This window comes from Microvirga arabica (genome assembly GCF_016811235.1).
GTDB lineage: Bacteria > Pseudomonadota > Alphaproteobacteria > Rhizobiales > Beijerinckiaceae > Microvirga > Microvirga arabica.
Window position 1 is genome coordinate 63,456 of sequence record NZ_JAFBID010000008.1, and the last position, 24,952, is coordinate 88,407.

The 24,952-nt window shown below is 64.9% G+C and carries 29 protein-coding genes and 1 pseudogene; 20 read left to right on the plus strand and 10 right to left on the minus strand.

Annotation, left to right across the window (positions count from 1 at the left end; genetic code table 11):
• Window positions 1–91 precede the first annotated feature (91 nt).
• The gene (locus tag JQC81_RS06340) at window positions 92–1,603 is read left to right on the plus strand and encodes an MDR family MFS transporter (RefSeq protein ID WP_376772373.1); all 1,512 of its coding nucleotides are present in this window, start codon (window positions 92–94) and stop codon (window positions 1,601–1,603) included.
• Here JQC81_RS06340 and JQC81_RS06345 read toward each other — a convergent pair whose 3' ends face one another.
• Window positions 1,604–1,816, minus strand: a complete 213-nt coding sequence (locus JQC81_RS06345; protein WP_203270974.1) for a hypothetical protein — start codon at window positions 1,814–1,816, stop codon at window positions 1,604–1,606.
• A 190-nt stretch (window positions 1,817–2,006) separates the two neighbouring features.
• Here JQC81_RS06345 and JQC81_RS06350 point away from each other — a divergent pair, with 190 nt between their 5' ends.
• The 8 genes from JQC81_RS06350 (at window position 2,007) to JQC81_RS06385 (ending at window position 12,088) form a co-directional block, all read left to right on the plus strand.
• A complete protein-coding gene (locus JQC81_RS06350; RefSeq protein WP_203270975.1) occupies window positions 2,007–3,551 on the plus strand; it encodes a helicase HerA domain-containing protein in 1,545 nt (514 codons plus the stop codon).
• 99 nt (window positions 3,552–3,650) lie between these two features.
• The gene (locus tag JQC81_RS06355) at window positions 3,651–5,504 is read left to right on the plus strand and encodes an ABC transporter ATP-binding protein (RefSeq protein WP_203270976.1); all 1,854 of its coding nucleotides are present in this window, start codon (window positions 3,651–3,653) and stop codon (window positions 5,502–5,504) included.
• 73 nt (window positions 5,505–5,577) lie between these two features.
• On the plus strand, window positions 5,578–7,014 hold the full coding sequence (locus tag JQC81_RS06360) for a M20 family metallopeptidase (RefSeq protein ID WP_203270977.1): 1,437 nt from the start codon (window positions 5,578–5,580) through the stop codon (window positions 7,012–7,014).
• A 144-nt stretch (window positions 7,015–7,158) separates the two neighbouring features.
• Complete coding sequence (locus tag JQC81_RS06365) at window positions 7,159–8,097, plus strand: ring-cleaving dioxygenase (protein ID WP_203270978.1); 939 nt, start codon at window positions 7,159–7,161, stop codon at window positions 8,095–8,097.
• A gap of 273 nt (window positions 8,098–8,370) precedes the next feature.
• Entirely contained in the window at window positions 8,371–8,889 is a 519-nt protein-coding gene (locus JQC81_RS06370) for a putative pterin-binding protein (RefSeq protein WP_203270979.1), read from the plus strand.
• Window positions 8,890–8,919: 30 nt separating this feature from the next.
• On the plus strand, window positions 8,920–10,851 hold the full coding sequence (locus JQC81_RS06375) for a putative bifunctional diguanylate cyclase/phosphodiesterase (protein ID WP_203270980.1): 1,932 nt from the start codon (window positions 8,920–8,922) through the stop codon (window positions 10,849–10,851).
• Window positions 10,852–10,909: 58 nt separating this feature from the next.
• On the plus strand, window positions 10,910–11,536 hold the full coding sequence (catB, locus tag JQC81_RS06380; protein WP_203270981.1) for a type B chloramphenicol O-acetyltransferase: 627 nt from the start codon (window positions 10,910–10,912) through the stop codon (window positions 11,534–11,536).
• A 162-nt stretch (window positions 11,537–11,698) separates the two neighbouring features.
• Window positions 11,699–12,088: a 6-carboxytetrahydropterin synthase gene (locus JQC81_RS06385; protein WP_203270982.1), complete on the plus strand. Its 390-nt coding sequence runs from the start codon at window positions 11,699–11,701 to the stop codon at window positions 12,086–12,088.
• A 75-nt stretch (window positions 12,089–12,163) separates the two neighbouring features.
• On the opposite strand, the gene JQC81_RS06390 is transcribed toward JQC81_RS06385, so the two are convergent.
• Entirely contained in the window at window positions 12,164–12,982 is an 819-nt protein-coding gene (locus JQC81_RS06390) for a MipA/OmpV family protein (protein ID WP_203270983.1), read from the minus strand.
• A 177-nt stretch (window positions 12,983–13,159) separates the two neighbouring features.
• Here JQC81_RS06390 and JQC81_RS06395 point away from each other — a divergent pair, with 177 nt between their 5' ends.
• A complete protein-coding gene (locus JQC81_RS06395; protein ID WP_203270984.1) occupies window positions 13,160–13,366 on the plus strand; it encodes a hypothetical protein in 207 nt (68 codons plus the stop codon).
• Here the strand turns inward: JQC81_RS06395 and JQC81_RS06400 are convergent.
• A complete protein-coding gene (locus JQC81_RS06400) occupies window positions 13,348–14,187 on the minus strand; it encodes a Clp1/GlmU family protein (RefSeq protein WP_203270985.1) in 840 nt (279 codons plus the stop codon). The genes JQC81_RS06395 and JQC81_RS06400 overlap by 19 nt on opposite strands.
• On the minus strand, window positions 14,180–14,866 hold the full coding sequence (locus tag JQC81_RS06405; protein ID WP_203270986.1) for an alpha/beta hydrolase: 687 nt from the start codon (window positions 14,864–14,866) through the stop codon (window positions 14,180–14,182). The genes JQC81_RS06400 and JQC81_RS06405 overlap by 8 nt, the downstream gene beginning before the upstream one ends.
• Before the next feature lie 143 nt (window positions 14,867–15,009).
• Here JQC81_RS06405 and JQC81_RS06410 point away from each other — a divergent pair, with 143 nt between their 5' ends.
• Window positions 15,010–15,264 (plus strand): SWEET family sugar transporter, encoded by a 255-nt coding sequence (locus JQC81_RS06410; protein WP_376772374.1) that lies wholly within the window; start codon window positions 15,010–15,012, stop codon window positions 15,262–15,264.
• Window positions 15,265–15,290: 26 nt separating this feature from the next.
• Window positions 15,291–15,956, plus strand: a complete 666-nt coding sequence (locus tag JQC81_RS06415; RefSeq protein ID WP_203270987.1) for an HAD family hydrolase — start codon at window positions 15,291–15,293, stop codon at window positions 15,954–15,956.
• A 42-nt stretch (window positions 15,957–15,998) separates the two neighbouring features.
• On the opposite strand, the gene JQC81_RS06420 is transcribed toward JQC81_RS06415, so the two are convergent.
• Window positions 15,999–16,547 (minus strand): BON domain-containing protein, encoded by a 549-nt coding sequence (locus JQC81_RS06420; protein ID WP_203270988.1) that lies wholly within the window; start codon window positions 16,545–16,547, stop codon window positions 15,999–16,001.
• Window positions 16,548–16,636: 89 nt separating this feature from the next.
• Between JQC81_RS06420 and JQC81_RS06425 the strand changes: the two genes are divergently transcribed.
• The gene (locus JQC81_RS06425; RefSeq protein ID WP_203270989.1) at window positions 16,637–16,909 is read left to right on the plus strand and encodes an HNH endonuclease; all 273 of its coding nucleotides are present in this window, start codon (window positions 16,637–16,639) and stop codon (window positions 16,907–16,909) included.
• Window positions 16,910–16,987: 78 nt separating this feature from the next.
• Window positions 16,988–17,167, plus strand: coding sequence for a hypothetical protein (locus JQC81_RS06430; protein ID WP_203270990.1), 180 nt, complete (start codon window positions 16,988–16,990; stop codon window positions 17,165–17,167).
• 4 nt (window positions 17,168–17,171) lie between these two features.
• On the opposite strand, the gene JQC81_RS06435 is transcribed toward JQC81_RS06430, so the two are convergent.
• Window positions 17,172–18,260, minus strand: coding sequence for a patatin-like phospholipase family protein (locus tag JQC81_RS06435; protein WP_203270991.1), 1,089 nt, complete (start codon window positions 18,258–18,260; stop codon window positions 17,172–17,174).
• A 122-nt stretch (window positions 18,261–18,382) separates the two neighbouring features.
• Here JQC81_RS06435 and JQC81_RS06440 point away from each other — a divergent pair, with 122 nt between their 5' ends.
• Window positions 18,383–19,123 carry a dienelactone hydrolase family protein gene (locus tag JQC81_RS06440; RefSeq protein ID WP_203270992.1) on the plus strand — a complete coding sequence of 247 codons (741 nt, stop codon included), beginning with the start codon at window positions 18,383–18,385 and terminating at the stop codon, window positions 19,121–19,123.
• Here JQC81_RS06440 and JQC81_RS06445 read toward each other — a convergent pair.
• Window positions 19,120–19,821: a winged helix-turn-helix transcriptional regulator gene (locus JQC81_RS06445; RefSeq protein WP_203270993.1), complete on the minus strand. Its 702-nt coding sequence runs from the start codon at window positions 19,819–19,821 to the stop codon at window positions 19,120–19,122. The two genes, JQC81_RS06440 and JQC81_RS06445, sit on opposite strands and share 4 nt — an antisense overlap.
• Window positions 19,822–19,882: 61 nt before the next feature.
• On the opposite strand from JQC81_RS06445, the gene JQC81_RS06450 reads away from it, so the two are divergent.
• From JQC81_RS06450 to JQC81_RS33775, 5 genes and pseudogenes are all read left to right on the plus strand, one after another.
• A complete protein-coding gene (locus JQC81_RS06450) occupies window positions 19,883–20,314 on the plus strand; it encodes a VOC family protein (RefSeq protein ID WP_203270994.1) in 432 nt (143 codons plus the stop codon).
• A gap of 67 nt (window positions 20,315–20,381) precedes the next feature.
• Entirely contained in the window at window positions 20,382–20,804 is a 423-nt protein-coding gene (locus tag JQC81_RS06455; protein WP_203270995.1) for a YciI family protein, read from the plus strand.
• A gap of 44 nt (window positions 20,805–20,848) precedes the next feature.
• Entirely contained in the window at window positions 20,849–21,268 is a 420-nt protein-coding gene (locus tag JQC81_RS06460; protein ID WP_246520268.1) for a DoxX family protein, read from the plus strand.
• A pseudogene (locus JQC81_RS33770) lies at window positions 21,201–21,362 on the plus strand (hypothetical protein); the annotation flags it as partial. The gene JQC81_RS06460 and the pseudogene JQC81_RS33770, both read left to right, overlap by 68 nt.
• A gap of 88 nt (window positions 21,363–21,450) precedes the next feature.
• On the plus strand, window positions 21,451–21,807 hold the full coding sequence (locus JQC81_RS33775) for a VOC family protein (protein WP_281400232.1): 357 nt from the start codon (window positions 21,451–21,453) through the stop codon (window positions 21,805–21,807).
• On the opposite strand, the gene JQC81_RS06470 is transcribed toward JQC81_RS33775, so the two are convergent.
• The 3 genes from JQC81_RS06470 to JQC81_RS06480 form a co-directional block, all read right to left on the minus strand.
• The gene (locus tag JQC81_RS06470; protein WP_203270996.1) at window positions 21,804–22,271 is read right to left on the minus strand and encodes a hypothetical protein; all 468 of its coding nucleotides are present in this window, start codon (window positions 22,269–22,271) and stop codon (window positions 21,804–21,806) included. The two genes, JQC81_RS33775 and JQC81_RS06470, sit on opposite strands and share 4 nt — an antisense overlap.
• Window positions 22,272–22,356: 85 nt before the next feature.
• Window positions 22,357–24,042, minus strand: coding sequence for a sensor domain-containing diguanylate cyclase (locus JQC81_RS06475; protein ID WP_203270997.1), 1,686 nt, complete (start codon window positions 24,040–24,042; stop codon window positions 22,357–22,359).
• A 203-nt stretch (window positions 24,043–24,245) separates the two neighbouring features.
• Window positions 24,246–24,863, minus strand: a complete 618-nt coding sequence (locus JQC81_RS06480) for a hypothetical protein (protein WP_203270998.1) — start codon at window positions 24,861–24,863, stop codon at window positions 24,246–24,248.
• Window positions 24,864–24,952 lie beyond the last annotated feature (89 nt).

Sequence of the window (24,952 nt, forward strand, 5' to 3'; positions counted from 1 at the left end):
GCCCAGTCTTGAGCCCGGACGCATACCAGCCCTGCAGGCAAGGGTTCGACACGGCCTCGATTTGTCTCCTAGATGAGCCTGCCCGAACCCGATGGACACGATGGACCAATCTCCTCCCGCACAGCCTCACCCCGGCCAGAGCAAGGCTCTCAGCCAGACCGAGATCCGCACCATCATCATCGGCGTCCTGCTCGCCATGTTCCTGGCGGCCCTCGACCAGACCATCATCGCAACGGCGCTGCCCACCATCGGCCGCGAGCTCGGCGACCTTGAGCACCTGTCCTGGATCGTGACCGTCTATCTCCTGACATCCACGGCCGTGACGCCGCTCTACGGCAAGCTCAGCGACTCGTATGGCCGGCGCAGCATCATGCTGGTGGGCATCGTGGTCTTCATCGCCGGCTCCATCGCCTGTGCGCTCGCTCCCAGCATGTTCGTGCTCATTCTCGCCCGCGGTCTGCAGGGCATCGGCGGCGGCGGGCTGATCGCGCTGGCCCAGACCATCATCGCCGATCTCGTGCCGCCGAAGGAGCGCGGGCGCTATCAGGTCTATTTCGCCAGCGTGTTCATGACCTCAAGTCTGCTCGGTCCCGTGCTGGGTGGGTTCTTCGCCGAGCATTTGCACTGGTCGGTGATCTTCTGGATCAACCTGCCGCTGGGCCTGATCGCCTTCGCCATCGCGTTCCAGAGCCTGAAGAAGCTGCCCCGGTTCGAGCGCCCGCACCGGCTGGACCTGTTAGGCGCCACCCTTCTGATCACCGCCACGGTCGCGCTGCTTCTGGCCCTGAGCTGGGGCGGAATCCACTTTCCCTGGAGCTCCCTGCCGATCCTCGGGCTCTTCGCCGGTTCGGTTGCCCTCTGGATCCTGTTCGCCCTGCGCATGCGCCTGGCGCCCGAGCCGCTGATCCCCTCCGGGGTGCTGCACAACCCCGTGGTGCGCATGGGCGTGCTCGCCGCCTGCTTCGGCATGGGCACCTATATCGGGCTGACCATCTATCTTCCGATCTATTTCGAATCCGTGCGCGGCCTCTCGGCGAGCCTGTCGGGGCTGGCCCTCATCCCCCTCATGGCCGGCACCGTGATTGGCGCCACGCTCTCAGGGCGCACCATGGCGCGGGTCAAGCACTACAAGCGGCTGCCCACGATCGGCCTCCTGGTGGCCATCGCGGCGACCGGGGTGCTCGTGCTCTACGGTGAAGCCCTGTCCGTCACGATGGTCGAGATCCTGCTCGGCATCATCAGCATCGGGCTGGGCACGCTGCTCCCCGTCACCATGGTGACGACTCAGAATGCGGTGGCGCCGCACCAGATGGGAACCGCCACGGGTACGGCCAATTTCTTCCGCTCGCTCGGCGGCGCCTTCATCGTGGCGATCTTCGGCGCCATCGTGCTGAGCGGCTCGGGAATCACGGGGGCTGCGAGCTTCGAGGCCCTGGGCGAAGCCGCAGCCCGGAGCGGCGTTAATCTCGCCGACGTGTTCAGCTACGTGTTCCTGGCCGCCATGGCGGGCTTCGGGCTGGCGCTCGCCTTCCTGCTCGCCCTGGAGGAGAGGCCCCTGCGCGGCAGCGCCGCCAAGGCCGCCGACGTTGCGATAGCCGACTGATCAGCGCTGGTTACGCGAGCGCAGGTAGAGCAGCACGATGGCGAAGATGATGATCAGGCCCGAGATCATCATCCCGAGAATGCCGAACGCCCCTTCCGTCTCCGCCGCGCCGGGCGGGGTGGTCTGTGACCCTGGCGTCTCCGTGCCGGGGGTCGTGCTCTGGGCTCGGACAATCATGGGGTTGTCGGTGATTCGGTAGGCAGGGATCGGCATCGTCCATCCTAGGCGGAGCTGTGGCCCGGATTAATGATCCTCAAGCCCAAGGGTTTCCTTGATCCTGCGGCGTCGTGGCTGGGGATAGCCGATCTCGCCTGTGGAGAGCGTGCCTGCGACCGGCACTTCCTTAAGCCTTGCCGTGTTAGGACCGTGCCGGGTTATGACGGCAACGGCAAGAGGGAGGCTGATGAAGGCTGGCATTGATATGGGAGTGGCGTCCTCCGCCCCCGGAGGGCAATCGGCCTTGCTCGATCTCGAAGAGCTTCTGGCGACGCGTCTGCTCGTCCAGGGCAATTCGGGCTCCGGCAAGTCGCATCTCCTGCGCCGCCTTCTCGAGCAGAGCGCCAACCTCGTCCAGCAGGCCATCATCGACCCCGAGGGCGATTTCGTCACCCTCGCCGACAAATTCGGCCATGTGGTGGTGGATGCCTCCCGGTCCGAGGGCGACCTGCAGCGCATCGCCGCCCGCGTGCGCCAGCACCGGGTCTCCGTAGTCTTGAGCCTGGAAGGACTCGACGCCGAGGCGCAGATGCGCTGCGCGGCGGCCTTCCTGGGCGGCCTCTTCGATGCGGAGCGCGACTACTGGTACCCGATGCTCGTGGTGGTGGACGAGGCGCAGCTCTTCGCGCCCGCCGCCGCCGGCGAGGTGTCGGACGAGGCGAGGAAAGTCTCGCTCGGGGCCATGACCAACCTCATGTGCCGCGGCCGCAAGAGGGGATTGGCCGGCATCATCGCGACGCAGCGCCTCGCCAAGCTCGCCAAGAACGTGGCGGCGGAAGCCTCCAACTTCCTCATGGGCCGCACCTTCCTCGACATCGACATGGCCCGCGCCGCCGACCTCTTGGGCATGGAGCGCCGCCAAGCCGAGATGTTCCGCGATCTCGAGCGCGGTCATTTCGTGGCCCTCGGCCCGGCTCTGTCGCGCCGCCCGCTGCCGATCCGCATCGGCGCAGTCGAAACCTCCACCCGCACGGGCACTTTCAAGCTCATGCCGCTCCCCGAGCAGCCCAAGGAAGATGCCCGCGACCTCATCTTCAAGGCCGGCGAGGACGAGGTGGCGGCCCGCCCGGTCATGCCGCGACGCGCGCCTCCGCCACCGCCGGCACCCTCCACCAACGACCTCCTAGCCCAGCTCGCCCGTACCCGGCCTGCCGCAGCACCCGAGCCGCAAGCGGAGGAGACCGCGCAGTCCAAGGCGGAGCGCGAGGCCGCCCTCGACGTGATCCTGCGCGAGATCCTCGACGATCCCGAGGCCGCCTTCCGCTCCGTGGCCGTGCTGTATCAGGATTTTCTGGTCCGCTGCCGCATCCGCCGCGTGGCAGGCGAACCGTTGAACCTCAACGCCTTCCGCCGCCGCCTCGCGGTCGCCCGCGCCGGCGTCGACACCGCCACCGCCGAGGGCACCGAGTGGGACCGCGCGGTCGCCTTCGCGGCCGATCTGGCGGAAGACATTCAGGGCATCTACCTGCTCATCGCCCGCGCTGCCATGGAGGCCTCGCCCTGCCCGCCGGACGGCGAGATCGCGCGGGCCTGCGGCAGCCGCTCGCCCGGCCGGGCGCGGCGCCTCATCGCCTATATGGAAAGCCGCAACATCGTCGTGACCCGCAACGACCCACGGGGCCTGCGCATCATCGCGCTCCCCGACCTCGGCTGGGAAACCGCCCCCGGCGACCCGAATGCCTTCGAGGAGCCGCAAGGCCCCGAGACGCGGGATCTGTTTGCGGTGGGGTAAGTCTTCACTTCACCGCGATTGCCACCCTCAAGACAAAGAATGTTGCATTATTCCGGCCTGCGGTCCGTTTGATTCGGACTCCAATGAACGCAGGCCCTGATGTTCCGCTTTTTCGAAACCCGCATCGATTTCAGGAAGAAGCCGCCGGAGGAATCGCCTCCGGATACGCTCTGGGGCTTCTACTGGCACTTCATCCGGCAGGCGAAGGGCCTGTTTATCGCCCTTTTCGCGCTCGGCTTCGTGCTCGCGGTCTTCGAGGCGCTGATCCCCTGGCTCATCGGCCGTCTGGTAAACGCTCTCTCGACCACCTCGCCGGAAGGCATCTTCGACGAGGCCGGGCCGCTGCTGATCGCCATGGCGGCGATCATCCTGGTGGTGCGGCCCGTCGGCACGATTCTGTTCCGGCTCCTCGTCAACCATTCGCTCGCGGTCTCCTTCACCACCATGGTGCATTGGCAGAACTACTGGCACGTGGTGCGCCAGCCCCTGGGCTTCTTCCAAGAGGATTTTGCCGGGCGCATCGCCAACCGGGTGCTACAGACGGGACGCCCTTTACGCGAGACGGTTCTCTCCGTCGCCCGCGCGGTCTGGCAGATCCTGATCTTCGGTGCGGCCTCCATCGGTCTCCTCGGCACGCAGGATTGGCGGCTTGCCATCCCCATGGCCGGATGGTTCGTGCTCTATGCCACGCTGCTCGGCGTTTCCGTGCCACGCATCCAGACGCGCTCGCGGCTCTCCAGCGAGGCGCGCTCCGCCGTCACCGGCAAGGTGGTGGACAGCTTCACCAACATCATGACGGTGAAGCTGTTCGGGCGCCGCAAGGATGAGGACGAATACATCAGCGAGGGCTACAGCCGGCTCAACGATGCCTTCATGAGCCAGCAGCGCATCAACACGCTCTATGTGGCGGGCCTGACCCTTCTCAACGCGATCTTCCTGGTGGCCACCGGCGCCGTGGCCGTGTGGCTCTTCAGCGCCAATCGGGTCGATGCCGGCACCATGACCACGGCGCTGCTGCTCTCCACGCAGATCGTCTCCATGTCGGGCTGGGTGGCCTTCGAGGTCATGGGCATCTTCGAGAATGTCGGCACGGTGCAGGAGGGCATGAAGACGATCTCGCGCCCGCTCACCATGCAGGACAAGCCGACGGCCAAGCCTCTGACCGTGCCGCGCGGAGAAATCCGCTTCGAGGATGTCACCTTCTCCTACGGCGAGGGCGATACGGTGATCGAGCGGCTCGATCTCACCTTGAAGCCCGGCGAGAAGATCGGCCTCGTGGGCCGCTCCGGCGTCGGCAAGACCACGCTGGTCAACCTGCTCCTGCGCTTCTTCGAGCCGCAGGAAGGCCGCATCCTCATCGACGGGCAGGACATCGCCGACGTGCAGGAGGAAAGCCTGCGCGGAAAAATCTCCGTGGTGACGCAGGACACGTCGCTGCTGCACCGCTCCATCCGCGAGAACATCCTCTACGGGCGGCCCGACGCCAGCGAGGAAGCCATGCGCGAGGCCGCGCGTCAGGCTCACGCCACCGACTTCATCGAGCGCCTCGTCGACGGCAGAGGGCGGCGCGGCTTCGACGCCCATGTGGGCGAGCGCGGCGTAAAGCTCTCCGGCGGCCAGCGTCAGCGCATCGCAATTGCCCGCGTGATCCTGAAGGATGCGCCGATCCTGATCCTGGACGAGGCGACATCGGCGCTCGACTCCGAGGTCGAGGCGGCAATCCAGGAATCGCTCGCGACCCTCATGGAGGGCAAGACGGTGATCGCCATCGCGCACCGCCTCTCGACCCTGCAGCTCATGGACCGTCTCATCGTCATGGATGAGGCCCGGATCGTCGAGGAGGGCACGCACGCGGAGCTGCTGGAGAACGGCGGCCTCTATGCCGGCCTCTGGTCGCGCCAGTCCGGCGGGTTTCTCGCGCCGCGCCGGGAGAGCAAGGGCGAGACGGTCTAGGCCGCCTCTTTCATCACGGCGCGATCATGGACTATGGTCGCGCCATTCCCACGATCCTGAGTTTTGATTCACCATGCATAACGACCGCCTGAGCCTTGATGTCATCGCCCGCTACGTCGACGCCAAGGCTGAGGATTACTGTGCCTTGAGCGACCGCATCTGGGCCACGCCCGAGCTCGCCTTCGAAGAGCATCGCTCGGTGGCGGAGCAGATCGCCATGCTGGAGCGCGAGGGTTTTCGCATCACGCCGCATGTAGGCGGCATGGCCACCGCCTTCGTGGCCGAATGGGGCTCGGGCGGTCCCGTGGTCGGGATCCTCGGCGAGTTCGACGCCCTTCCGGATCTGGCGCAGGTCTCCGGCCTTGCCGAGCACAAGCCGACGGTGACGGGCGCGCCGGGCCATGGCTGCGGCCATAACCTGCTCGGAGCAGGATCCGCGCTCGCCGCCGTCGCGCTGAAAGATGCGCTGGAGGCTGAGGGCATTGCCGGCACCGTGCGCTATTACGGCTGCCCGGCCGAGGAGAGCGGATCCGGCAAGACCTTCATGGCCCGCGCCGGCCTGTTCGACGATCTCGATGCCGCCTTCTGCTGGCACCCGAACGTGATCAACGAGGTCTCGACCACCTCGTCGCTTGCCTGCATCCAGGCTTACTTTCGCTTCCGGGGCCGGGCGGCGCATGCGGCCGCCGCGCCGCATGTGGGCCGCTCGGCGCTCGATGCGGTGGAGCTCATGAATGTGGGCGTGAACTACATGCGCGAGCACATGCCCTCCGATGCACGCGTGCATTACGCCATCACGAACACCGGCGGCGACGCCCCCAACGTGGTGCAGGCTTACGCAGAATCGCTCTACCTCGTGCGCTCGCCGCACCTGCCCGATGCGGAACGACTGTTCGAGCGCGTGAAGAAGATCGCCGAGGGCGCGGCGCTGATGACCGAGACCAGCGTGTCGGTGCAGATCACGGACGCGACCTCCAACGTCGTGCCCAACAAGGCGCTGCAGGAGGCCATGTACGAGAACATGCGCCGTCTCGGCCCGCCGGCTTTCGATGAGTCCGATGTCGCCTTTGCGGAAAAGCTCCAGAAGTCGGCGCTGACGGAGGAGGAGATCCTTGCGAGCGTGAAGCCGTATGACATGTCCCTGAAAACAAAAGTGCTGCACGACGGCGTGCTTGCCATGCCGGCCCGCGAGGAGGTGATGATGGGCACCACCGATGTGGGCGATGTGAGCTGGATCGTGCCGACCGTGCAGTGCCACACCGCGTGCTTTGCCATCGGCACGCCGTTTCACACCTGGCAGCTCGTCACGCAGGGCAACCTGCCCGCCGCGCACAAGGGCATGGTGCTCGCTGCGAAAGCCATGGCGGCCACCGCCGCCGATTGCCTGCGCAACCCCGACCTCGTCGCCCGCGCCAAGGCGGAGCTGCGCGAGCGCACCGGCGGCCGCGCCTATCGCTGCCCGATCCCGGATGATGTCACGCCGGACGATCTGCGCGCAAAGGCGGCCTGAACGTCAGAGGCGTCTGATTTGTTTGCAGACGCCCCTGCTCGACGCTGGGGCGCTTTGCATTCAAGCAAAGTCGGCTTGGCTGTCCGAGGACTCGCCGCGGCGGGAATGCGGGCTTATTTACGCCTCTCAAGAATGGAGAGCGCCATGAAGCTGACCGGAATTCATCATCTCACCGCCGTCACGGCGGATGCGCGCGGCAATCACGCCTTCTACACCCAGATCCTCGGCCTGCGGCTCGTGAAGAAAACGGTCAACCAGGACGATGTGAGCGCCTATCACCTGTTCTACGCGGACGCGAAGGCGTCGCCCGGCACGGACATCACCTTCTTCGACTGGCCGGTAGACCGCGAGCGGCGCGGCACCCACAGCATCGCGCAGACGGCCCTGCGGGTGAACGGCGAGAGGGCTCTTTCATGGTGGAAGGACCGCTTCGGCAGCCTCAATGTGCGCAGCGACGAGATCGTCGAGCGTGACGGCCGGCTCACCCTCGACTTCGAGGATTTCGAAGGCCAGCGCCTGAGCCTCGTCGACGATGGCGGGCAGGGCGAGGCCCATCCGTGGGAGCGCAGCCCCGTGCCGGCCGAGCACCAGATCCGGGGCCTCGGTCCGATCCGGATCAGCGTGCCGAAGCTGGAGCGCACGGCCCGCGTCCTGACCGAGGCCATGGATATGCGGGCAGTCCGGGAGTATCGCGTCGGCGACACGCCGGTGCACGTGTTCGAGATGGGCCTGGGCGGCCCTGCCGCGGAACTGCATGTGGCTGTTGAGCCGGGCCTCGCGCCTGCCCGTCCGGGGGCGGGCGGCGTGCACCACGTGGCCTTCCGCACGCCCGACGAGCAAACCTACCAGGAATGCTGGGAGCGCCTGCAATCCTTGAGGGCGCCGTCGAGCGGTCCGGTCGACCGCTATTACTTCCAGAGCCTCTATTTCCGCGAGCCGAACGGCATCCTGTTCGAGATCGCCACCGACGGTCCGGGCTTTGCCACCGACGAGCCCATGGACAAGCTCGGCGAGCGCCTCGCCCTGCCGCCGTTCCTGGAGCCGCGCCGGGCCGAGATCGAGGCGGGGCTCAAGCCGCTCTAGAGACTGAATCACGTCGGATCCATCGACTGCCGCGAGCCGCCCTGCCTATCACAGGGCGGCTTACTTTTTTGCCGGAGGACATCGCCTTTTGCGGCATTGCGCCTCAAGCGATTGGCCGCGGATCCGTGTAGAAGGTCGGACCTCCGGAAGTAAGAATTCATCAATCGTAACATTGTTGTATTTGTTTTTTTGCTTCCATTGCAGAGTTGTGTAAGACTTTGCTTAAGTTAATCGGTTTCATGTGCTTCATTACTTTTTGTGTAGGGGTTCCCCATGTTTCGCGCCAAGGTGAAGACCGGCTTGGTGGGAGCGCTGCTTGCGCTGACCGCTTTCGTGGGCGCCGCATACGCGGCTTCGCTGGCCACGCCGACCGAGAGGCCTATCCTGACCATCTCGGGCAAGATCTCCGAGACCAATAAGGACAACACGGCGCAGTTCGATCGGAAAATGCTGGAATCCATGGGCCTGGTGACGGTCGAGACCACGACGCCCTGGCATGAGGGGAGGGTAAAGTTCGAGGGCGTTCCGCTCGACAAGCTGATGAAGCAGGTTGGTGCTTCCGGTCAGCGGGTCATCGTGGTTGCGCTGAACGACTATACCACCGAAATTCCGATAGAAGACTTTGCGAAGTTCAATGTGATCCTCGCCATCAAGCGCAACGGCGAATACATGTCCGTTCGCGACAAGGGTCCTCTGTTCGTGATCTACCCTTATGACAGCAACCCGGACCTGAAGAGCCAGACCTATTACGCACGTTCGGCTTGGCAGGTTGCCAAGATCGACGTCCGCTAGCCGAGGCCAGTCAGGGGCGGAGGCCTCCCATTGTCGCTGCGCACATTCAAAACGGTGATCGCCCTCGTGATCGGTGGGTTCCTGATCGCCGCCATCTACATCTCGGTGCTGGTCGTCCAGCGCCAGGGTGCGCTGCGGCAGATCGCTGTCTACAATCCGGCCTGGGAGGCCAGTCAGGCCTCGTCCGAGTTCATCCGGCTGGAGCACCGGCTGTCTGAATTCGAGCGACCGGGAAGCGGCGTCGACAAGGATGAGGTGGCGCTTCGCTACGACATTCTCGCCGGCCGTGTGAAGCAGCTGAACGAGGGCGATTTCCATGCCCTGCTCCAGCGGGATCCGGATCATCAGGCCATGCTGCGGCGGCTCGAGCTGGCGCTCGAGGACATGGATCCGCTCATCCAGAACCTGGAGCAGCCGGGCAATGTCCAGAAGGTGATCGACCGCTTGAAGCCGTTCGACGGCGCTCTGGCCCAGATCGCATCGACCGTGCTCATCTACGGGTCTGAAACCGTCCAGAAGGATCAGCAGGAGCTGATCCGCCTGCATTGGCTCTTCTCCGGCATCGCGGCCAGCCTCGTTCTGATCGGGATTGCACTCATCGTCCTTCTCGACAGGCACAATCGGCTGCTGGGGCGGGCTCACCAGGAGCTGCACGTCCTGGCGCATCAGGATGCCTTGACAGGCCTGCCCAATCGCGTCGTGCTCCGCAACCAGCTGGAGCATGCGCTGGCCGGCCCCAAGCCGAACGGCCGCACGATCGCCGTGTCCTATCTTGATCTCGACCACTTCAAGGACGTCAACGATTCCTTCGGTCACGAGACGGGCGACGAGTTGCTCAAGGCTGTGGCCGAGCGTCTCCGGAACTGCATTCCCGCGAGCGAGGGACAGGTTCGTAACCTGATTTCCCGGTTCGGCGGCGACGAGTTCGCAATCCTCCAGACCGGAATCCGCAAGCCCAGCGAAAGCGCTGCCCTTGCGTCGAAAATCGTCGAGGCGATGCGAGCGCCTTTTACCGTGAACGGCCAGGAAATCTTTATCGGCACCAGCATCGGCATTGCGCTGCCTCAGGGACACGTCACCCCGAGCCAGATCCTGAAGCATGCCGACATGGCCCTCTACCACGCCAAGGCCGATGGACGGGGCACGTTCCGCTTCTTCGAAACGCACATGGACGTTCAGCTGCAGGCGCGCCGGGCGCTCGAAGTCGATCTGCGCAAGGCCGCGACCAACGGTGAGTTCGAACTGTTCTACCAGCCGCAGATCAACATCAACGACAATGAGATCGGCGGCTACGAGGCTCTCCTGCGCTGGCATCATCCGGAGCGCGGACTTGTTCCGCCCGCCGAGTTCATCCCGGTCATCGAGGACACGGGCCTCATCGTGTCCCTGGGCGATTGGATCCTCGAGCAGGCCTGCAGGGAAGCGGCAAGATGGCCTCGCAACATCCATGTGGCCGTCAACCTCTCGCCCGTGCAGTTCCGCAGCCGGGGATTGGTGCAGAGCGTCAGCCGGGCCCTGGCTGCATCGGGTCTCGCCCCGAGCCGGCTGGAGCTGGAGATCACCGAATCGGTGCTTCTGCAGGACAACGAGGCGACCGTTTCGATGCTGCACGATCTGCGCCGTCTCGGCGTGCGCATCGCCATGGACGATTTCGGCACCGGGTATTCGTCGCTGAGCTACCTGCGCAGCTTCCCGTTCGACAAGATCAAGATCGACCAGTCCTTCGTGCGTGAAATGTCCCAGCGGTCGGATTGTCTCGCCATCGTGCAATCCGTGGCCAATCTGGGCAGCAGCCTCGGCATGCCGACTGTGGCTGAAGGTGTGGAGACGGAGGAGCATCTGCGCCAGATTCAAGCAGCGGGATGCACCGATGCGCAAGGCTATTATTTCGGCCGTCCGAGGCCGGCACGGGACCTGGTGCACACGCTGGCAGACCTCAGGCAGAAGGCCCGCGTGGCCTGAGGGTCAACACATCGATCGATCTACGCGTTGCCTGCACCCTTCTGTTGAGAAGAGCCTCATGAAAACCATCTTCGAGAGCGCCCTGCAGGGCATACCGTTGTCGGAGCAGGTCACCAACCCGCACATCGTCGTCGGGCGGTACAGCTACTACTCCGGATACTATCATGGGCATTCCTTCGACGACTGCGCGCGCTACCTGCTGCCCGACGAGCCCGAGGCCGACAAGCTCATCATCGGCAGCTTCTGCTCCATCGCCACCGGCGCGACATTCATGATGCATGGCAATCAGGGCCATCGCCGGGATTGGATCTCGACCTTTCCGTTCTTCTACATGAACAAGGATGGTGCCTTCGGCGAGCCGCAGGATCCTTTCCTGCCCGCAGGCGATACGGTGGTGGGCAACGATGTCTGGATCGGCACGGAAGCGATGATCATGCCGGGGGTCCGGATCGGCCATGGGGCCGTGGTCGCGAGCCGAGCCGTCGTGACCCGCGACGTGGAGCCCTACACCATCGTGGCCGGCAATCCCGCGCGCCCTGTCCGCAAGCGCTTCTCCGAGGAGGAGATCGCCATGCTGCTGGAGATGGCCTGGTGGGACTGGCCGCTCGAGCGCATCAGGGAAGCGATGCCGCTCATGTGCGGCTCGGACATCGCAGGGCTCCACCGCTTCTGGCGTGAGAGATAAAGCCCAAGATGGGATGCAGCGCGAAATGCCGCATCGCGGTGTGGCCCTAAGAGAAAATACCTCCACGCTCTTTGCCGATCCCTGCCACCTATGTTACCCAGGATCACCTGCCGAAGCGTCAGCCGGCAGGGCGATTTTGACGATTGTTTGGGAGCAGGGGCAATGAAGACCTATTGCGAGTTCACGTTCGATGCCGCTCACTCGGTGGCTCCCTATTCCGGGCTGCATGGGCATACCTTCATCGTCAAGCTCACCTTCGGCGGGCCCGTCGACGAGGTCTATGGCTGGCCGGTCAACCTCTATGACGTCGAGAACTACATCAAGGAGATCAAGGGCGAGCATGGGTCGGGCCTCGATCACGGCAATCTCGACCTCAACCCGGCCATCGGCGTGGCCTCGCTCGAGAACGTCACCAAATACGTCTGGAAGCTGGTGAAGGAACGCTTCCCCGGCCTCGAGGAAGTGGAGCTCAAGCGCGGCATGTCCGGCTCGCAGGAAGGCTGCATCTATCGCGGCGAGGATGCTGCCGCGGGCAAGAGCCTCGCAGCCTGAGGGTCCGTCACAATCCTGAAACGAAAAGAGCCGCCCTGTGAGGCGGCTCTTCGCGTTTTGGAGATGCGGCTCCCGTCAGGGCGTGTAGCCGAAGGAATAGGACACGGTGAGCCCCAGGCCGACCTGGTGCTCGGAGCCGAAGCGCTCGACGATGGGGCTGTCGGCCGCGTCGCTCACGAGATGCTTGTAGGTGACGAAGGCGGTGGTCGACCATTGCGGCGACCAGTCATAGCTGACGGCGCCCGTGGCGCCCACGGACGTGATGCCGCCGGAGGGACGATAAGCCGTCACCTGACCGTTGAGCGCCGCCTCCTCGGGGGTCACGCCGAAATAGGTGCGGGTGAATTCGCTGTCGCCAAGGGACAGCCTCGGGCCCAGCGACAAGGTGACGGCGCCGAAGCGATGCACCGCGTCGAGACCGAAATCAGCCACGAAGCCCTCATGCCCGCCAAAGCCGCGCCGGATCTCGGCGCGGGCGCGCAGAAACTCCAGGGGCCAGTATTCCACGAACACGCCGGGCTCCACCGCCCAGTCGATCTTGTCGAGGCCGACGAGCTCCCGGTTGTCCTCGTAGTAGCGCCCGCCCACGAAGCGGCCGACCACGCCGACGCGGAACACGGATTCGTCCAGGAACGAGAAGCTCAGGCCGTCGTCGGGAGCGCTGAAGCGCTCCACCGTCCCCGCGCGGCGGAAGCTGAGCGAGGGATAGCCGATAAAGCTGAAATCGTCGGAGCCGGGATAGGACGGCCCTGCCCGCAGGTTGCCCTTCACGGTGACGATCCAGCCCGAGGCGCTCTGGATGGGCTCGGGCGAGAACACGGGGTCGGCCGCCTGGGCCAGGGTCCACCCGCTGACGAGGAAGGCGAGGAAGGCAAGGGATCGGGCTGCGCGCATGATTCTTCCGGCTCGTGGTTCCACCCTGTCGTCGTGACCCCAAACGGACGTAAGGTCAAGCCGAGAGCTTGCCTATGGTTTCGTAAGTCTGACCGGTCATGCCGATTTGAAGCAGGGCTGCAGGAGAACCTTTGTCAGAGCTGAACGGTTGTCACGGACAGATCCAGGGAGAGTGTCTTGTCCCCGCACCGCGCCAGCAGCCGTCCGCAGCCGGACGAGTTCTATCCCAAGCCGCCTCCGACCGAGCCTATTCCGGCCATACCGATGCCCCCCGACACGCCTGCGCCATCCATGCCGCCCGGCGTTCCGTCTTCCCTGCCGGAGCAGCCGCCGGAGCCGGACAAGCCGGTGCTTCATCCGACGCCTCAGCCAGAGGTGCCGTGAGGAGCGCATCTCTCAGTGAAATTGTCGTCCAGGCGCAGCAAGCCTGGAACGATCCGGGCAATGCTTCCTGCGGCAACCGGCGACAGCACCTCGATCGTAGCGGCCGCGGCGTTCTTCATCAGGCCCATGCCGATGTCATTGCCGTCAGGGTCAGCCAATCCCACCAGGAGATCGACCGGAAGGGGCGCACCCGCGCCCATCCCCTCGACCAATCCGGGTGCAAGACGATGGATGGCGGCGCCCGCAAAATAATGTCGGAATGCCTCCCGCCGCACGGCGCGGCGCTCCCCATCGGTCTTGCGCCGGGCCATGGGTGAGGACGGCAGGCGGAGCACCGGCAGCGACGCCCTCCCGTCGGCAATGGCCGCGAGAGCCGGATCTTCCCCGAGGGCGATCAGCACGTCGGGCTGCACTTCATCGATCTTCGCCGCCTTGAGGCGTAGGCCCGGTCCCGCCAGCAGCCCGCTGGTGTTGACGACCAGGAGATCCGCGTTAGTCCGTTCCATCAGGCGGCGCGTGCCCCGGATGAGGTTCTGCCAGCCGAGAGCGGGATTGGTGGTGCCGACGAAGGCCAGGAACAGGCCCTGTGCATCGCTCATGGTGACGCAGGCCGGCGGGCCGATGGCTTTCTGGCCGACATCCGTATCGAGCAGGGCCGTGCTTCGGCCGGACTGCACCGATATCATCGTGAGGAAGCGGCAGAGCGTGCTCTTGCCCGTGTCCCGGGCGCCGAGCACGACGATCCGGTGGACCTCGTGGCGGCGCACATGCTCTGCCGCAGCAGCCCATTCGGGCGGAATGTGCAGGTGAGTGTCAGCCAAGAAAGCGCGCCACCCCACGCTCGACCATGTCGGGCGGAACCACATGGCCGCCGTCGAACTCATGGTAGTCCACGTCGTAGCCGGCCCGGCGAAGTGCCGGGACGATCCTGCGGCTGCAGGGGTCGATGGGCAGCACCTCGTCGTGGACGCCGTGAGAGATGAAGATCCGCGGCGTATCGGCCGTCGTTGTCGGCACCAGGAAGCCCGGTGAGAAGGCGAGGATATGATCGAACAGATCGCCGTTGATGACGCCGAGCGACAAGGCATAGGAGGCGCCATCCGAGAACCCGGACACCGCGATGCGCGCGGGGTCGACGGGATGAAGCCCGAACACCTTCGTCAACGCCCGGTCGATGAAAGCAACGTCGGGGCCGTAACCGCCCCTGATCACATCCCAAGTGGGGCCGCGCGACTCCGGCGCCAGAACGATAACGCCATGCCGCTCCGCCTGCGTGGCCACGAGGTCGAGGATATGCGTGGCGATGCCGCCGGCGCCATGAAGCGCCACGATCAGCGGAGCGGGCTTTGCCGGATCGAGTCCGCCTGGCACCAGGAAGGCGCCATCGCGCTGGCCATCCAGGCCCAGGGGATGGTGGCCGGGCGCTACAGAGGGAGGCGCTGCAATCTGCTCAGGGCGCGACCCGATTCGTCCCGATCCGTGATCTGCGCTGCCGGCCATGAAGATCGCACCTCGTTTCAGGTTGCGCGCCAACGCCGGAACGTGCCCCGCTGTTCCTCCACCACGCGAGCCATGCCGGAATGGCGCAGGAACATCGCGGGAGGCATGACGTTAGTGGCCTCTCAACGCAAAGGCGCCTCTCGATGTCCCTCATGGACTACACCGGCTACGCGGCCGCGATCTGCACCACCTCGGCCTATATCCCGCAGGTGGTCAGGGTCTGGCGCACGCGCTCGACGAAGGACATTTCGCTCAAGATGTTCCTGGTGCTGGTCACCGGTCTTGCCCTGTGGCTGACCTATGGATTCCTGAAAGGTGAAATTCCCATCATCGCGGCGAACGGCGTCACGCTCATGCTCGCGGGCATTATCCTCTTTTTCAAGCTCAGGCACGGGTAGCGCCCGGACACGGAGATCCTCAGCACATGATCAAAGCCGTTGTATTCGACGTCGATGGCACCCTCATCGATACCGTGGATCTCCATGCGGACGCCTGGGTGAAGGCCCTCCAGCATTTCGGATTCGAGATCGCCTTTCGGGATATGCGCTCGCAGATCGGCAAGGGCGGCGACCAGATCCTGCACGGGCTTCTGCCCCCTGAGGTGATCGAGACGCAGGGCGACGCCATTAAGGATTTTCGGTCCGATCTCTTCAAGCGCGATTACCTGCACCGGGCGCGCGCCTTTCCCGCTGTGCGCGATCTCTTCGAGCGCATCCGCGCGGCAGGGCAGAAAGCGGTGCTGGCGTCCTCCGGCAACGCGGACGAGGTCGAGCAGTACAAGGAGATCGCAGGCATCGCGGACCTCATCGACTCGGCCACATCGTCGGACGATGCGGAGCGCTCGAAGCCATTCCCAGACATCTTCGAGGCGGCTCTCGGGAAGCTTGCGCCGCTGACGTCGGACGAAGCGGTGGTGATCGGCGATACGCCCTATGATGCGGAAGCAGCCCGCAAGGCGCAGATGAAATCCATCGGGGTCCTGTCCGGCGGCTTCACCGAGCAGGCCCTGAAGGACGCCGGCTGCATCGCGGTCTATCGCGACGTCGAGGATCTGCTGCGCCACTACGACAGCTCACCTCTCGCGTCGTGACATACGAAAGGCAGCCCTGTCCGAAGCAGGGCTGCCCCAGGTTCAGACGCCCTGCACGCGAAGATTGTTTTGGACGTGCGAGACGCCTGAAGCCAGTTCCGCCAGATCCTCGGCGCGGCGCTTGAGCCCGCGGCTCGTGACGGTGCCGTTGAGGGTGATCTCGCCCTCCTTGACGACGACTTCGATGTTCGAGGCATCGATCAAAGGATCCTCCGTCAGTCGCTCGCACACATCCTCATGGATGCGCTCGTCCGATCGCCGGTAGCCCTTGGGACCACGGCCCCGATGCTGGCCTGCACTGGGCCGGCCCTCATCCCGACCGGAGCGGACATCGGCATCGTTCGGGTCGCGGTCGCCGAAGGCGCCGTAACCGGAGCGGGGCCGGCTGTAGCCCGGGTCGAAGCCTTCGTCGTCCGGCGGGCCGCCCCGCCCGTCGTCGACCACCCCGCCGGAAAACGGGTCGGCGTCGCTGCCGTAGCCTCCGGGATATTCCCGACCCTCGCCGCGAAAGCCCACGGCGCCTTGGGGCACGTCACCGTAGCCGTTGTCATCGTCGAAGGGGTTCCGGTTCCTGCGGCGGGTGTCTACCATGGCGTATGCTCCTGTGATTGCAGGAGCAACCACCCGGCTTGCCCGTGGTTCCACACGACGATCCCACCGCAGCGAAGAGCCCCAGCCCCATGAAAGCCGCGCAACGCATCAAGCTCTTCGAGGATGTCTATGCCCGCGACGGAGGGCGCTGCGTCTATTGCGGAGTCCCGGCGCGCCGTCCCGGTCCGGGGGTGAAGCGCGCTCCAGATCTCGCGACCCTGGACCATGTCCATCCGCGATCCTTCGGCGGCCCGCTCACCCGTGACAACTTGGTTCTGGCCTGTTCCGCCTGCAACAACGAGCGCGGCACCATGGAGGCCGAAGCATTCAGGGCATCCAAGGCGGGCAAGCCCACAGCCTGAGCACCGGCGGCGGATGTGGAACAGGGCTGCTCGCGCCGACGTTCGACAGCCGGGTGCATTCTTCGAACGGAGACAGCGATGAACATCGAGGATCAGGTGCGCGAGGCCATCATCGCGGAACTGAAGCGCCAGTCCGAGGCCGGCGAGCAGGGCCTGCGCGTCAGGACGGGCGAGGCCGAGACGATCACCATCGAAGGCCAGGTCAATCTCGACGAACTCACCATGGCGGTGGTGGGATCGCTCGCCGGCGGGCCTTGAGCGTTCAGCCGCGGCCCGCTCCGGCGCCGGCTTCTGCCGAAGCCGCTTCCTGCTTGGGACTCAGAGCAAGATAGCGCAAGCGGTGCCGCTCAGCGGGAGCGGAATTCAGAAGCGCGAGGCTCTTGTTCATATCGCGTTGCCCGGCCGCCCAGCGGTCGCGGACTGAGGACGGCGAATAGTCGAAGGTCTTGCCTGCCCGCTCGTCGCTTCCGGCGAAATAGGCCATGTGCAGCAGGGTGGCCAGGGGGCCATCGGGTTCCAGCTGTTCGCGAAGGGCATATTCGCGCTCGAGCCCCTTCAGGGTCCGTCGCGTGGGGCTCGCAAAGATCAAGTCGTTGGCCCGTTCCGCAGCCGAGTCGAGCGAAGCGGGACGTGCGGCGTGCAGGCTGAACAGCTCGACGGCGATGCAGGTGAAATCCTCTTGCAGCGGCTCGGCGAAAGGCACCTCGAGGGGCAGGTTGTTGGTGTAGCCCGGATCGCAGAGCAGACGCCCGTCGATTTCCACCGGCGGGAAGATCGGCGTGATGGCGGAGCTCGCCAGGAAGTGCTCGGGGGCAAGCGTGTCGCGGGTGTTGTCGAAGAGAACATCCTCGCCGGTTTCGAGATCGACGCAGCCGACCGTCAGGCGAATGTCGGCCCGGTTCAGCCGGTCGAAATCAACAAGCCGTTCCAGCGTCTGCCGAAGTGGGCTGTGGTCATAGAGCGAAACGTCGCTCGGCATCCATGGCAGCATGGACAGCATGCCGGGAAAGCGGTGCCCGAACAGGCCGGGCCGGCCGAACAGGAGCGCCGTGATCGTGTGCAGCTCATTATAGGTGTGCCGGATCTTCGTGCCGCGCCCGAGCAGGCCCGGCGTGCTGATCATCGCCTCGTCCCAGAACGCCTTGAGCCGCGGCAGGCGATCCTCGGGCGCGTTGCCGGCGATGATGGCTCCCGTGACCGCGCCGATGGAGCCGCCGACGATCCATTGCGGCTCGATCTCCTGCTTCTGCAGCTGCTCGTAGGCGCCCGCGAGATAGGAGCCCAGCGCGTTGCCGCCGCCGAGCACGAGAACGAGCGGCTGGTCCCGACCCAGCTTCGACGACGCAGTCATATGATTGCCTTGGTAAGAAAAGCCTGCCGGATTTGAATTAGCGCTCCCATGCGGTCATAGGAGAGGGCAGGGAACGCACGCAGGCGGCAGCGGTTCCGGGGCAGGCATGAGGGGAGACGGACATGGTCAAGCAGGACATCGCGATCAGGACCCAGGACGGGACCGCCAAGGCTGGCCTGTTTCAGTCGGGCCGACCGCCAGCGTCGGAGGCCCCTGGTGTGATCCTCTACATGGATGCTTTCGGACCCCGCCCCGCGCTCGATGCCATGGCCGAGCGCCTTGCAGGCGAGGGCTACGTCGTGCTTCTGCCCGACCTCTTCTATCGCTACGGCGATTACGGCCCCTTCGATGCCAGGACGGCTTTCAGCGAGGAGCCCACCCGCACCCGGTTGCGCGCCATGATCGGCGACACCACCCAGGACATGACCCGGCGCGACAGCGCGGCGTTTCTGGAGACGCTGACCCGAGCGGGAGCGACGGGCCGGATCGGTGTTGTCGGCTATTGCATGGGCGGCAGCCGCGCCATCACCGCGGCGGCGGCCTATCCGGAGCGCATCGCCGCGGCTGCCAGCTTCCACGGCGGGCGTCTGGCCAACGATGCGCCCGACAGTCCGCACCTCCATGTGGCGACGATCAAGGGCCGGGTCTATGTGGGCAGCGCCGGCGTCGACGAGAGCTTCCCGCCCGAGCAGTCGGCGCGCCTGGCCGAGGCCCTGCGCCGGGCCGAGATCGACCATGTGATCGAGAACTATGTGGGCATGGCCCATGGCTGGGCGGTTTCCGACAACAAGGTTTATGACGAGCGCGGCGCTGAGCGCCATTGGAAACGCCTGCTCACGCTGTTCGACGAGACACTGCGCTAGGCCGGCTTTGCGGCCTTCGGCGGCAGGGGAAACAGGCTGACGAAACGCCGAGCAAGAGCGCGGTCGCCCTCGACCTGCAGGGCCCCTGCCTTCTCAAGCGCCTCCAGCGGCTGCCCGCCATAGATCGCACCTGCGAGAACCGGCGGCGTGCCGGTGAAGATCAGGTCGGCGCTGTCGACCGGGCTGCGGCCGATCTCGATCCGGCCTTCCGTCAGATGCGCGAGAAACGTCTCCTCGCCGAGGCGGAAACCCACTCGCGCCTCCAGGCCTTTCGCACGCTCGGAATCGAGCATCGTCCGCAACGACAGGAGGAAGGACGCCGTGCTGAACGGCAGGGTCGGATCGTGCAGGGGCGAGCGCGCGGCCCAGCGGCCGAGGGCTTGGAAGATCGGCTCGCTCTCATAGCCCCATTCCGTCAGTTCGTAGACCTGGGCGGAAGCGGGCGGCGGCAGCTTGCGCCGCACGAGAACGCCGGCGGCCTCCAGGCCTTCGAGCCGCTGGGTCAGCACATTGGCGCTGATCCCTGGCAGGCTCTCGCGCAGGTCGCCGAAGCGCTTCGGACCCATCATGAGCTCGCGCATCACCAGCAAAGCCCAGCGCTCGCCGACGAGGTCGAGGCCGTGAGCCGCAGCGCAGGCATCCTCGTAATGGCGCTTGGAGCGGGTGTCTGGCTTTTGAGTTATTTTTTCTAACTTCATAGTTGCTATTTATAACTGAACGTGGAATCAATGTCAAAACCACGCCAGAGGGAGAGACCCAATGTCCAAGCTGATCTTCGTGAACCTGCCTGTCAGCGACCTGCCCCGGTCGATGGCGTTCTATGCGGCACTCGGGGCCGTCAACAACGAGCAGTTCACCGACCACACCGCCGCCTGCATGGTGTTCTCCGAGACCATCCACGTGATGCTCCTGACACACGACAAATTCCGCCAGTTCACGCCCAAAGCGATTGCTGATGCCAAGAAGACCACCGAGGTGCTGATCTGCATGTCCGCCGACAGCCGCGACGATGTCGATGCGACGCTCGCCAGAGCCGAAGCAGCCGGCGGCACGGTCGATGTCGGCCCGAAGCAGGATTACGGCTTCATGTACGGCCGCAGCTTCGAGGACCTCGACGGTCATATCTGGGAAGTGATGTGGATGGACCTTGAGGCGGCCAAGGAAGCCATGGGCGAGATGGCACCGGCGTGATGGTCCACCGAGCATGGCAAAAGCAGGCCGATCAATCGGATCTGCGTGGAATCCAGGAGAGAAAACGATGCGCGTAATGGTTCTGGTGAAGGCGACGAAGGACAGCGAGGCGGGCATCATGCCCTCGGCCGAGCTCCTTGAGGCCATGGGCAAGTTCAACGAGGAGTTGGTCAATGCCGGCATCATGCGGGCCGGCGATGGGCTGAAGCCTTCGTCTCATGGCAAGCGCGTGGCCTTCGACGGCCCGAACCGCACCGTCATCGACGGGCCCTTCGCTCAGACCAATGAGCTGGTTGCCGGCTACTGGCTCTGGGAGGTCAAGGACATGGCCGAGGCGGTGGAGTGGGTGAAGCGCTGCCCCAATCCCATGCCCGGTCCAAGCGAGATCGAAATCCGCCCGTTCTATGAAATGGCGGATTTTGGAGAGGTCATGACGCCCGAGGTCTCCGAACGGTTCGACCGGACAAGCGAAAAGCTGGCGAGCCGCTGACATTCCGTCGGCTGCTGCCGAATAAAGGGGAAGGGAAGGAACGAATGACCACGATGCTAAACACAGCAACGGCAGAGGCCGCTCCCACGAGCAGCGGACTTGTCTGGACCGGACGAGTCTTGAGCGGCCTCATCGTTCTCTTCCTCCTGTTCGATGGTGCCATCAAACTGGTGCCGCTTCAGGTGGTGATCGATACCGTGATCCCACTTGGCTGGCCGGCGGATCCCGTCACCTGGCGCGCTCTCGGCCTCGTGCTCATCGCCTCCACCCTTCTCTATGCCTATCCGCGCACCGCATTCCTCGGAGCGGTCCTGCTCACCGCCTATCTCGGCGGCGCCGTTGCCGCCCATGTGCGGGTCGGCAGTCCTCTGTTCAGCCACATCCTGTTCGGCGTCTATGTGGGCGTCGCCCTGTGGGTCGGGCTCTGGTTGCGCGATCCGCGCATCCGGGCGCTGCTGCGCTGACGTCCAAGCGACTCTCGACATCACGCGGAAGGATCTTTCGGTGTTCAAGATCGCCCCTTCCCTGTGGTTCGATGGAAAGGCCGAGGAGGCGGCACGGTTCTACGTCTCGCTGCTGCCGGATTCTCGCACGATGCCGTGCTGCCCTACACCGTCGAGCCCCTGGCGGACAACCGGGGGACACGATGCTGGTGGAGTTCACGCTGGCGGGCGAGGGCTACATGGCTCTGAACGGCGGCCCGAATCTCCAGTTCACGCCGGCCATGTCGCTGTTCGTGAGCTGCAACGATCAGGCGGAGGTCGACCGGCTCTGGAATGCTCTGCTGGACGGCGGCACGCCGGTGCAATGCGGCTGGATCACGGATCGCTACGGCGTCTCCTGGCAGATCGTGCCGGCGGCGCTCGGCGTCATGATAAAGGACAAGGACGCCGCGAAGGTTCGCCGTCACCGAGGCGATGCTGCAGATGATAAAGCTCGATGCCAGCCTTCTGGAGAAAGCCTACGCCGGGACCTGAAAGCGCTATCCGGCGAACGAAGCTAACGTGTCGCCCAATCGACGAAATCGAGCAGCACTGCTTCGATGCACTCGTCGTCGAACTCGTCCAGATCCAGATCAGCGCGCCGCGTTCCCGTCGCGAGATAGGTGTAGAGATGGGCGATGCCATTTTCAGACACGTCGAATTCGAGGCTCTTCGTCGTGGGCATGTCGTTCTCGAAGATCACGAGCCTCAAATGCCCGATCGAGGGGTATTCGTGCGGCGTGTAGGCATGCGGCTTGGCTTGCGCGATCCTCACATCAACATGAATTGGTGCGAGCCGTTTCCTGAGGGTGTCGAGACGATGCTCGATCCGCCCGCGGACGTTCAGCCACTTCGCCACGGGGTCCAGCACCATCGAGGCTCTGGCATCTGCTTCGGCGACGGCATCCTGGGCATTGGGTCCGCGCCGCTCGAAAGCCTCGCGATAGAGGATCTGCTTCAGGTGGTGCTCATTGTTCTTGCTCATGTCCCGCTTCCCCGATCGTTGCCTGATTGATGGTCAGGATTAGAGGAGGCCTTCAGGGGTGTCATTGAGCCGTGTCAAAGGCTCCTCAGGCCACCGCGGTGGCGAGCTGGATCTGCATCCCGTCGATGACTACCCGGTTGCGGCCTGCCGCTTTGGCCCGGTAGAGCGCTGAATCCGCCCTCTCGATCACCTCCTGCACGTCCTCGTCGCTGCGGTGGGCCATGGCGCCTCCGACGCTGACCGTCACCGCGATCCGATGGTCCTGATGCTCGATGGTGAGCGCCTCGACAGCCCGGCGCAGGTTCTGGGCGACGGTGATGATTCCGGCTGCATCGACCTCGTGCACGAGAACCACGAATTCCTCGCCGCCGAACCGCGCCACCTTGTCGGAGGTGCGCAAGGCCTTGGTCAAAGCCGCTCCCACCGACCGGATCACCGCATCTCCGGCAGCATGGCCATAGGTGTCGTTGATGGTCTTGAACAGGTCGATATCGAGGATCAGCACGGCGAGAGAGCGCTCGTAGCGCCGGTAGAGACCGAACGCGTCGTCGGCGAGAAGGCTGAAGCCGCGGCGGTTGAGCAGCCCGGACAGCGCATCCGTCTCAGCCAGATGGCGCAGCGTGGAAACATCCTTGGCATGCTGGGACGAGGTTGCGATCACCTGCTGCTCCGCAGCGCCGGCTCTGCGTAGGAGCGAGCGAAGGGCCGAGGAGAGTTGCACGATCTCCAGCGATCCGGTGACGCGTGGCAGCTGGGTGATGGCCGGGTCGCGGCCGATGCGGTTGGCGGCTGCAATGATGGTCTGCAGGGGGCGAACCACGCCTTTTGCAATGTAGAGTGCACAGATCAGCCCGATGACCGCGATGGCGCAGCCCAGCCCCATGATCATCCAGACGATGCCTCGTGTCGCCGCAAACGCGATGCTGTCCGGCTGGCGCGAGACGACGATCCAGCCGAGCCCTGGATAGTCCCGGTAGCCTTCGGCGGCGGCAAAGCCTGTGAGCATGGGCTCTGAGCCCGCTTCATCCTCGAAGGCGCCGGCTTTCGCCTGACGCATGGCCAGCACCTGCTCGTCCAGGAAGGGCTTGCTGCCGATCTGAGGCCCCAGGAGCATCGTTCCGTCGGCGGACAGGATCCAGAGTGATCTCCCGCCGGCATTGAACCGGCTGCCGAGGATGGACTGGCGTGTCTCGTCGGCCCATGTCCAGCTCAGATGAACGCCAACCACGCCTATGACGCGACCGGCCTCGTCGCGCACTGGAGCGGCCACATCGACGAAACGGAAAGGCTCATTGTTCGGCGCCGGGCCGAGGAGCTTGGCCAGGAGCTTCGCCTCGTGCACGTCACCGACGGCAGGGCCCTTCAGCCCGTCCTGAAACCAGGGCCGTGCCTGCACGGACTGGCCTTCTAGCATGCCCTGCGTTGCCGCGCGCACCGTCCCGTCGGGCGTGGCATATCCGATCCAGGCATAGTCCGGGTAGGAGGCCTGGATCCGCTCAAGCGTCTGACGGATGCCCGCGGGCTCTCCGGTCCAGATGGACTTCAAGGCCGGCATCGCGGCGAGATTGCGGGCCTCTCGGTAACGCTCGAACATGCCGCGGTCCAGGATGGTCGCGATCACGGCAGCCTGCTGCGCCTCATGGGCCATGACGATGGCGCGAACCCGGCTTTGGGCGATATAGGCCGCACCCACGGCAACGATGCAGACGAGCGCGAAGCACAGGAGGCCGACCAGCAGGGTCACCTGCTGCCGGAGCGATCGATGGCGCATGGCCAGCATCGCGGCTGTCCGCCGAAGATCAATCATAGGCGTCGAGCCTTACCCTGTCTTGCCTTGTCACGACATATTTCCGACAGATCGGTTAAGGGATTCCTTCCGCAACGGCATTTCGCTTTGAAAATCAAGCGGTAGCCCCACGATCCGACCGCCTTTCGTGCCCGGCCCGTGAGCTGTGCGGGCGCAAGCCGGGGGTGTTACAGATCCGCCTTAACCTCGTCCTCGAGCCTCTTCCGTTCGCGGCGGGATCGGATCTGATGTGTCGCGACCGCATGTCCCTTCAGGAGCAGCCGGTTCTGCTGTCTGATCACGTCGAACCGGCGGACGGCCCCGCTCAGAAGATCCTCGGAGCCGTGCACCGCGATCACCTTGATCTCGAAGGCGACGAGATTGTCCAGGTCGCTTGGGGCAACAGTGCCATCCAGCCCCATTCCTCTCCGAAGCACAGGCTGGATAAGGCTTTGGAACGACCCTATGTCGATGAGCTGTCCCGTCTGCAGAGGCCCCTGCCGGGTCGCAAGCTCCAGGTCCGAGCGGCCTTCCAGCAGCTCGGTCACCGGATAACTCCAATGCCCGTCGGTCGTCTCAACACTCACGATGAGACTCTCGATGTAGATTGCCTCGGCGCTCATGTTGCTGATCAGGCACCGGGCCTCAAGCCCTGACCCCGCCCCGCGGTTGATCAGGATCTTCGACCTCTTCTGCCGGCGATAGCTGCTGACAAACACCTGCAGATACGCGATCCAGACAAACAGCATGGCGATATTCGCCATCGCGCCGATGACTTGATGGTTGCTCGCAATCCAGTTCCACATGGTTGCCTGCTTGCCGTCAGCCTACCCGGACGCATGTCATGATTTTCCCTGATCGCATTCCGGTACAGCGCGCTCGGGAACGAAGCTTC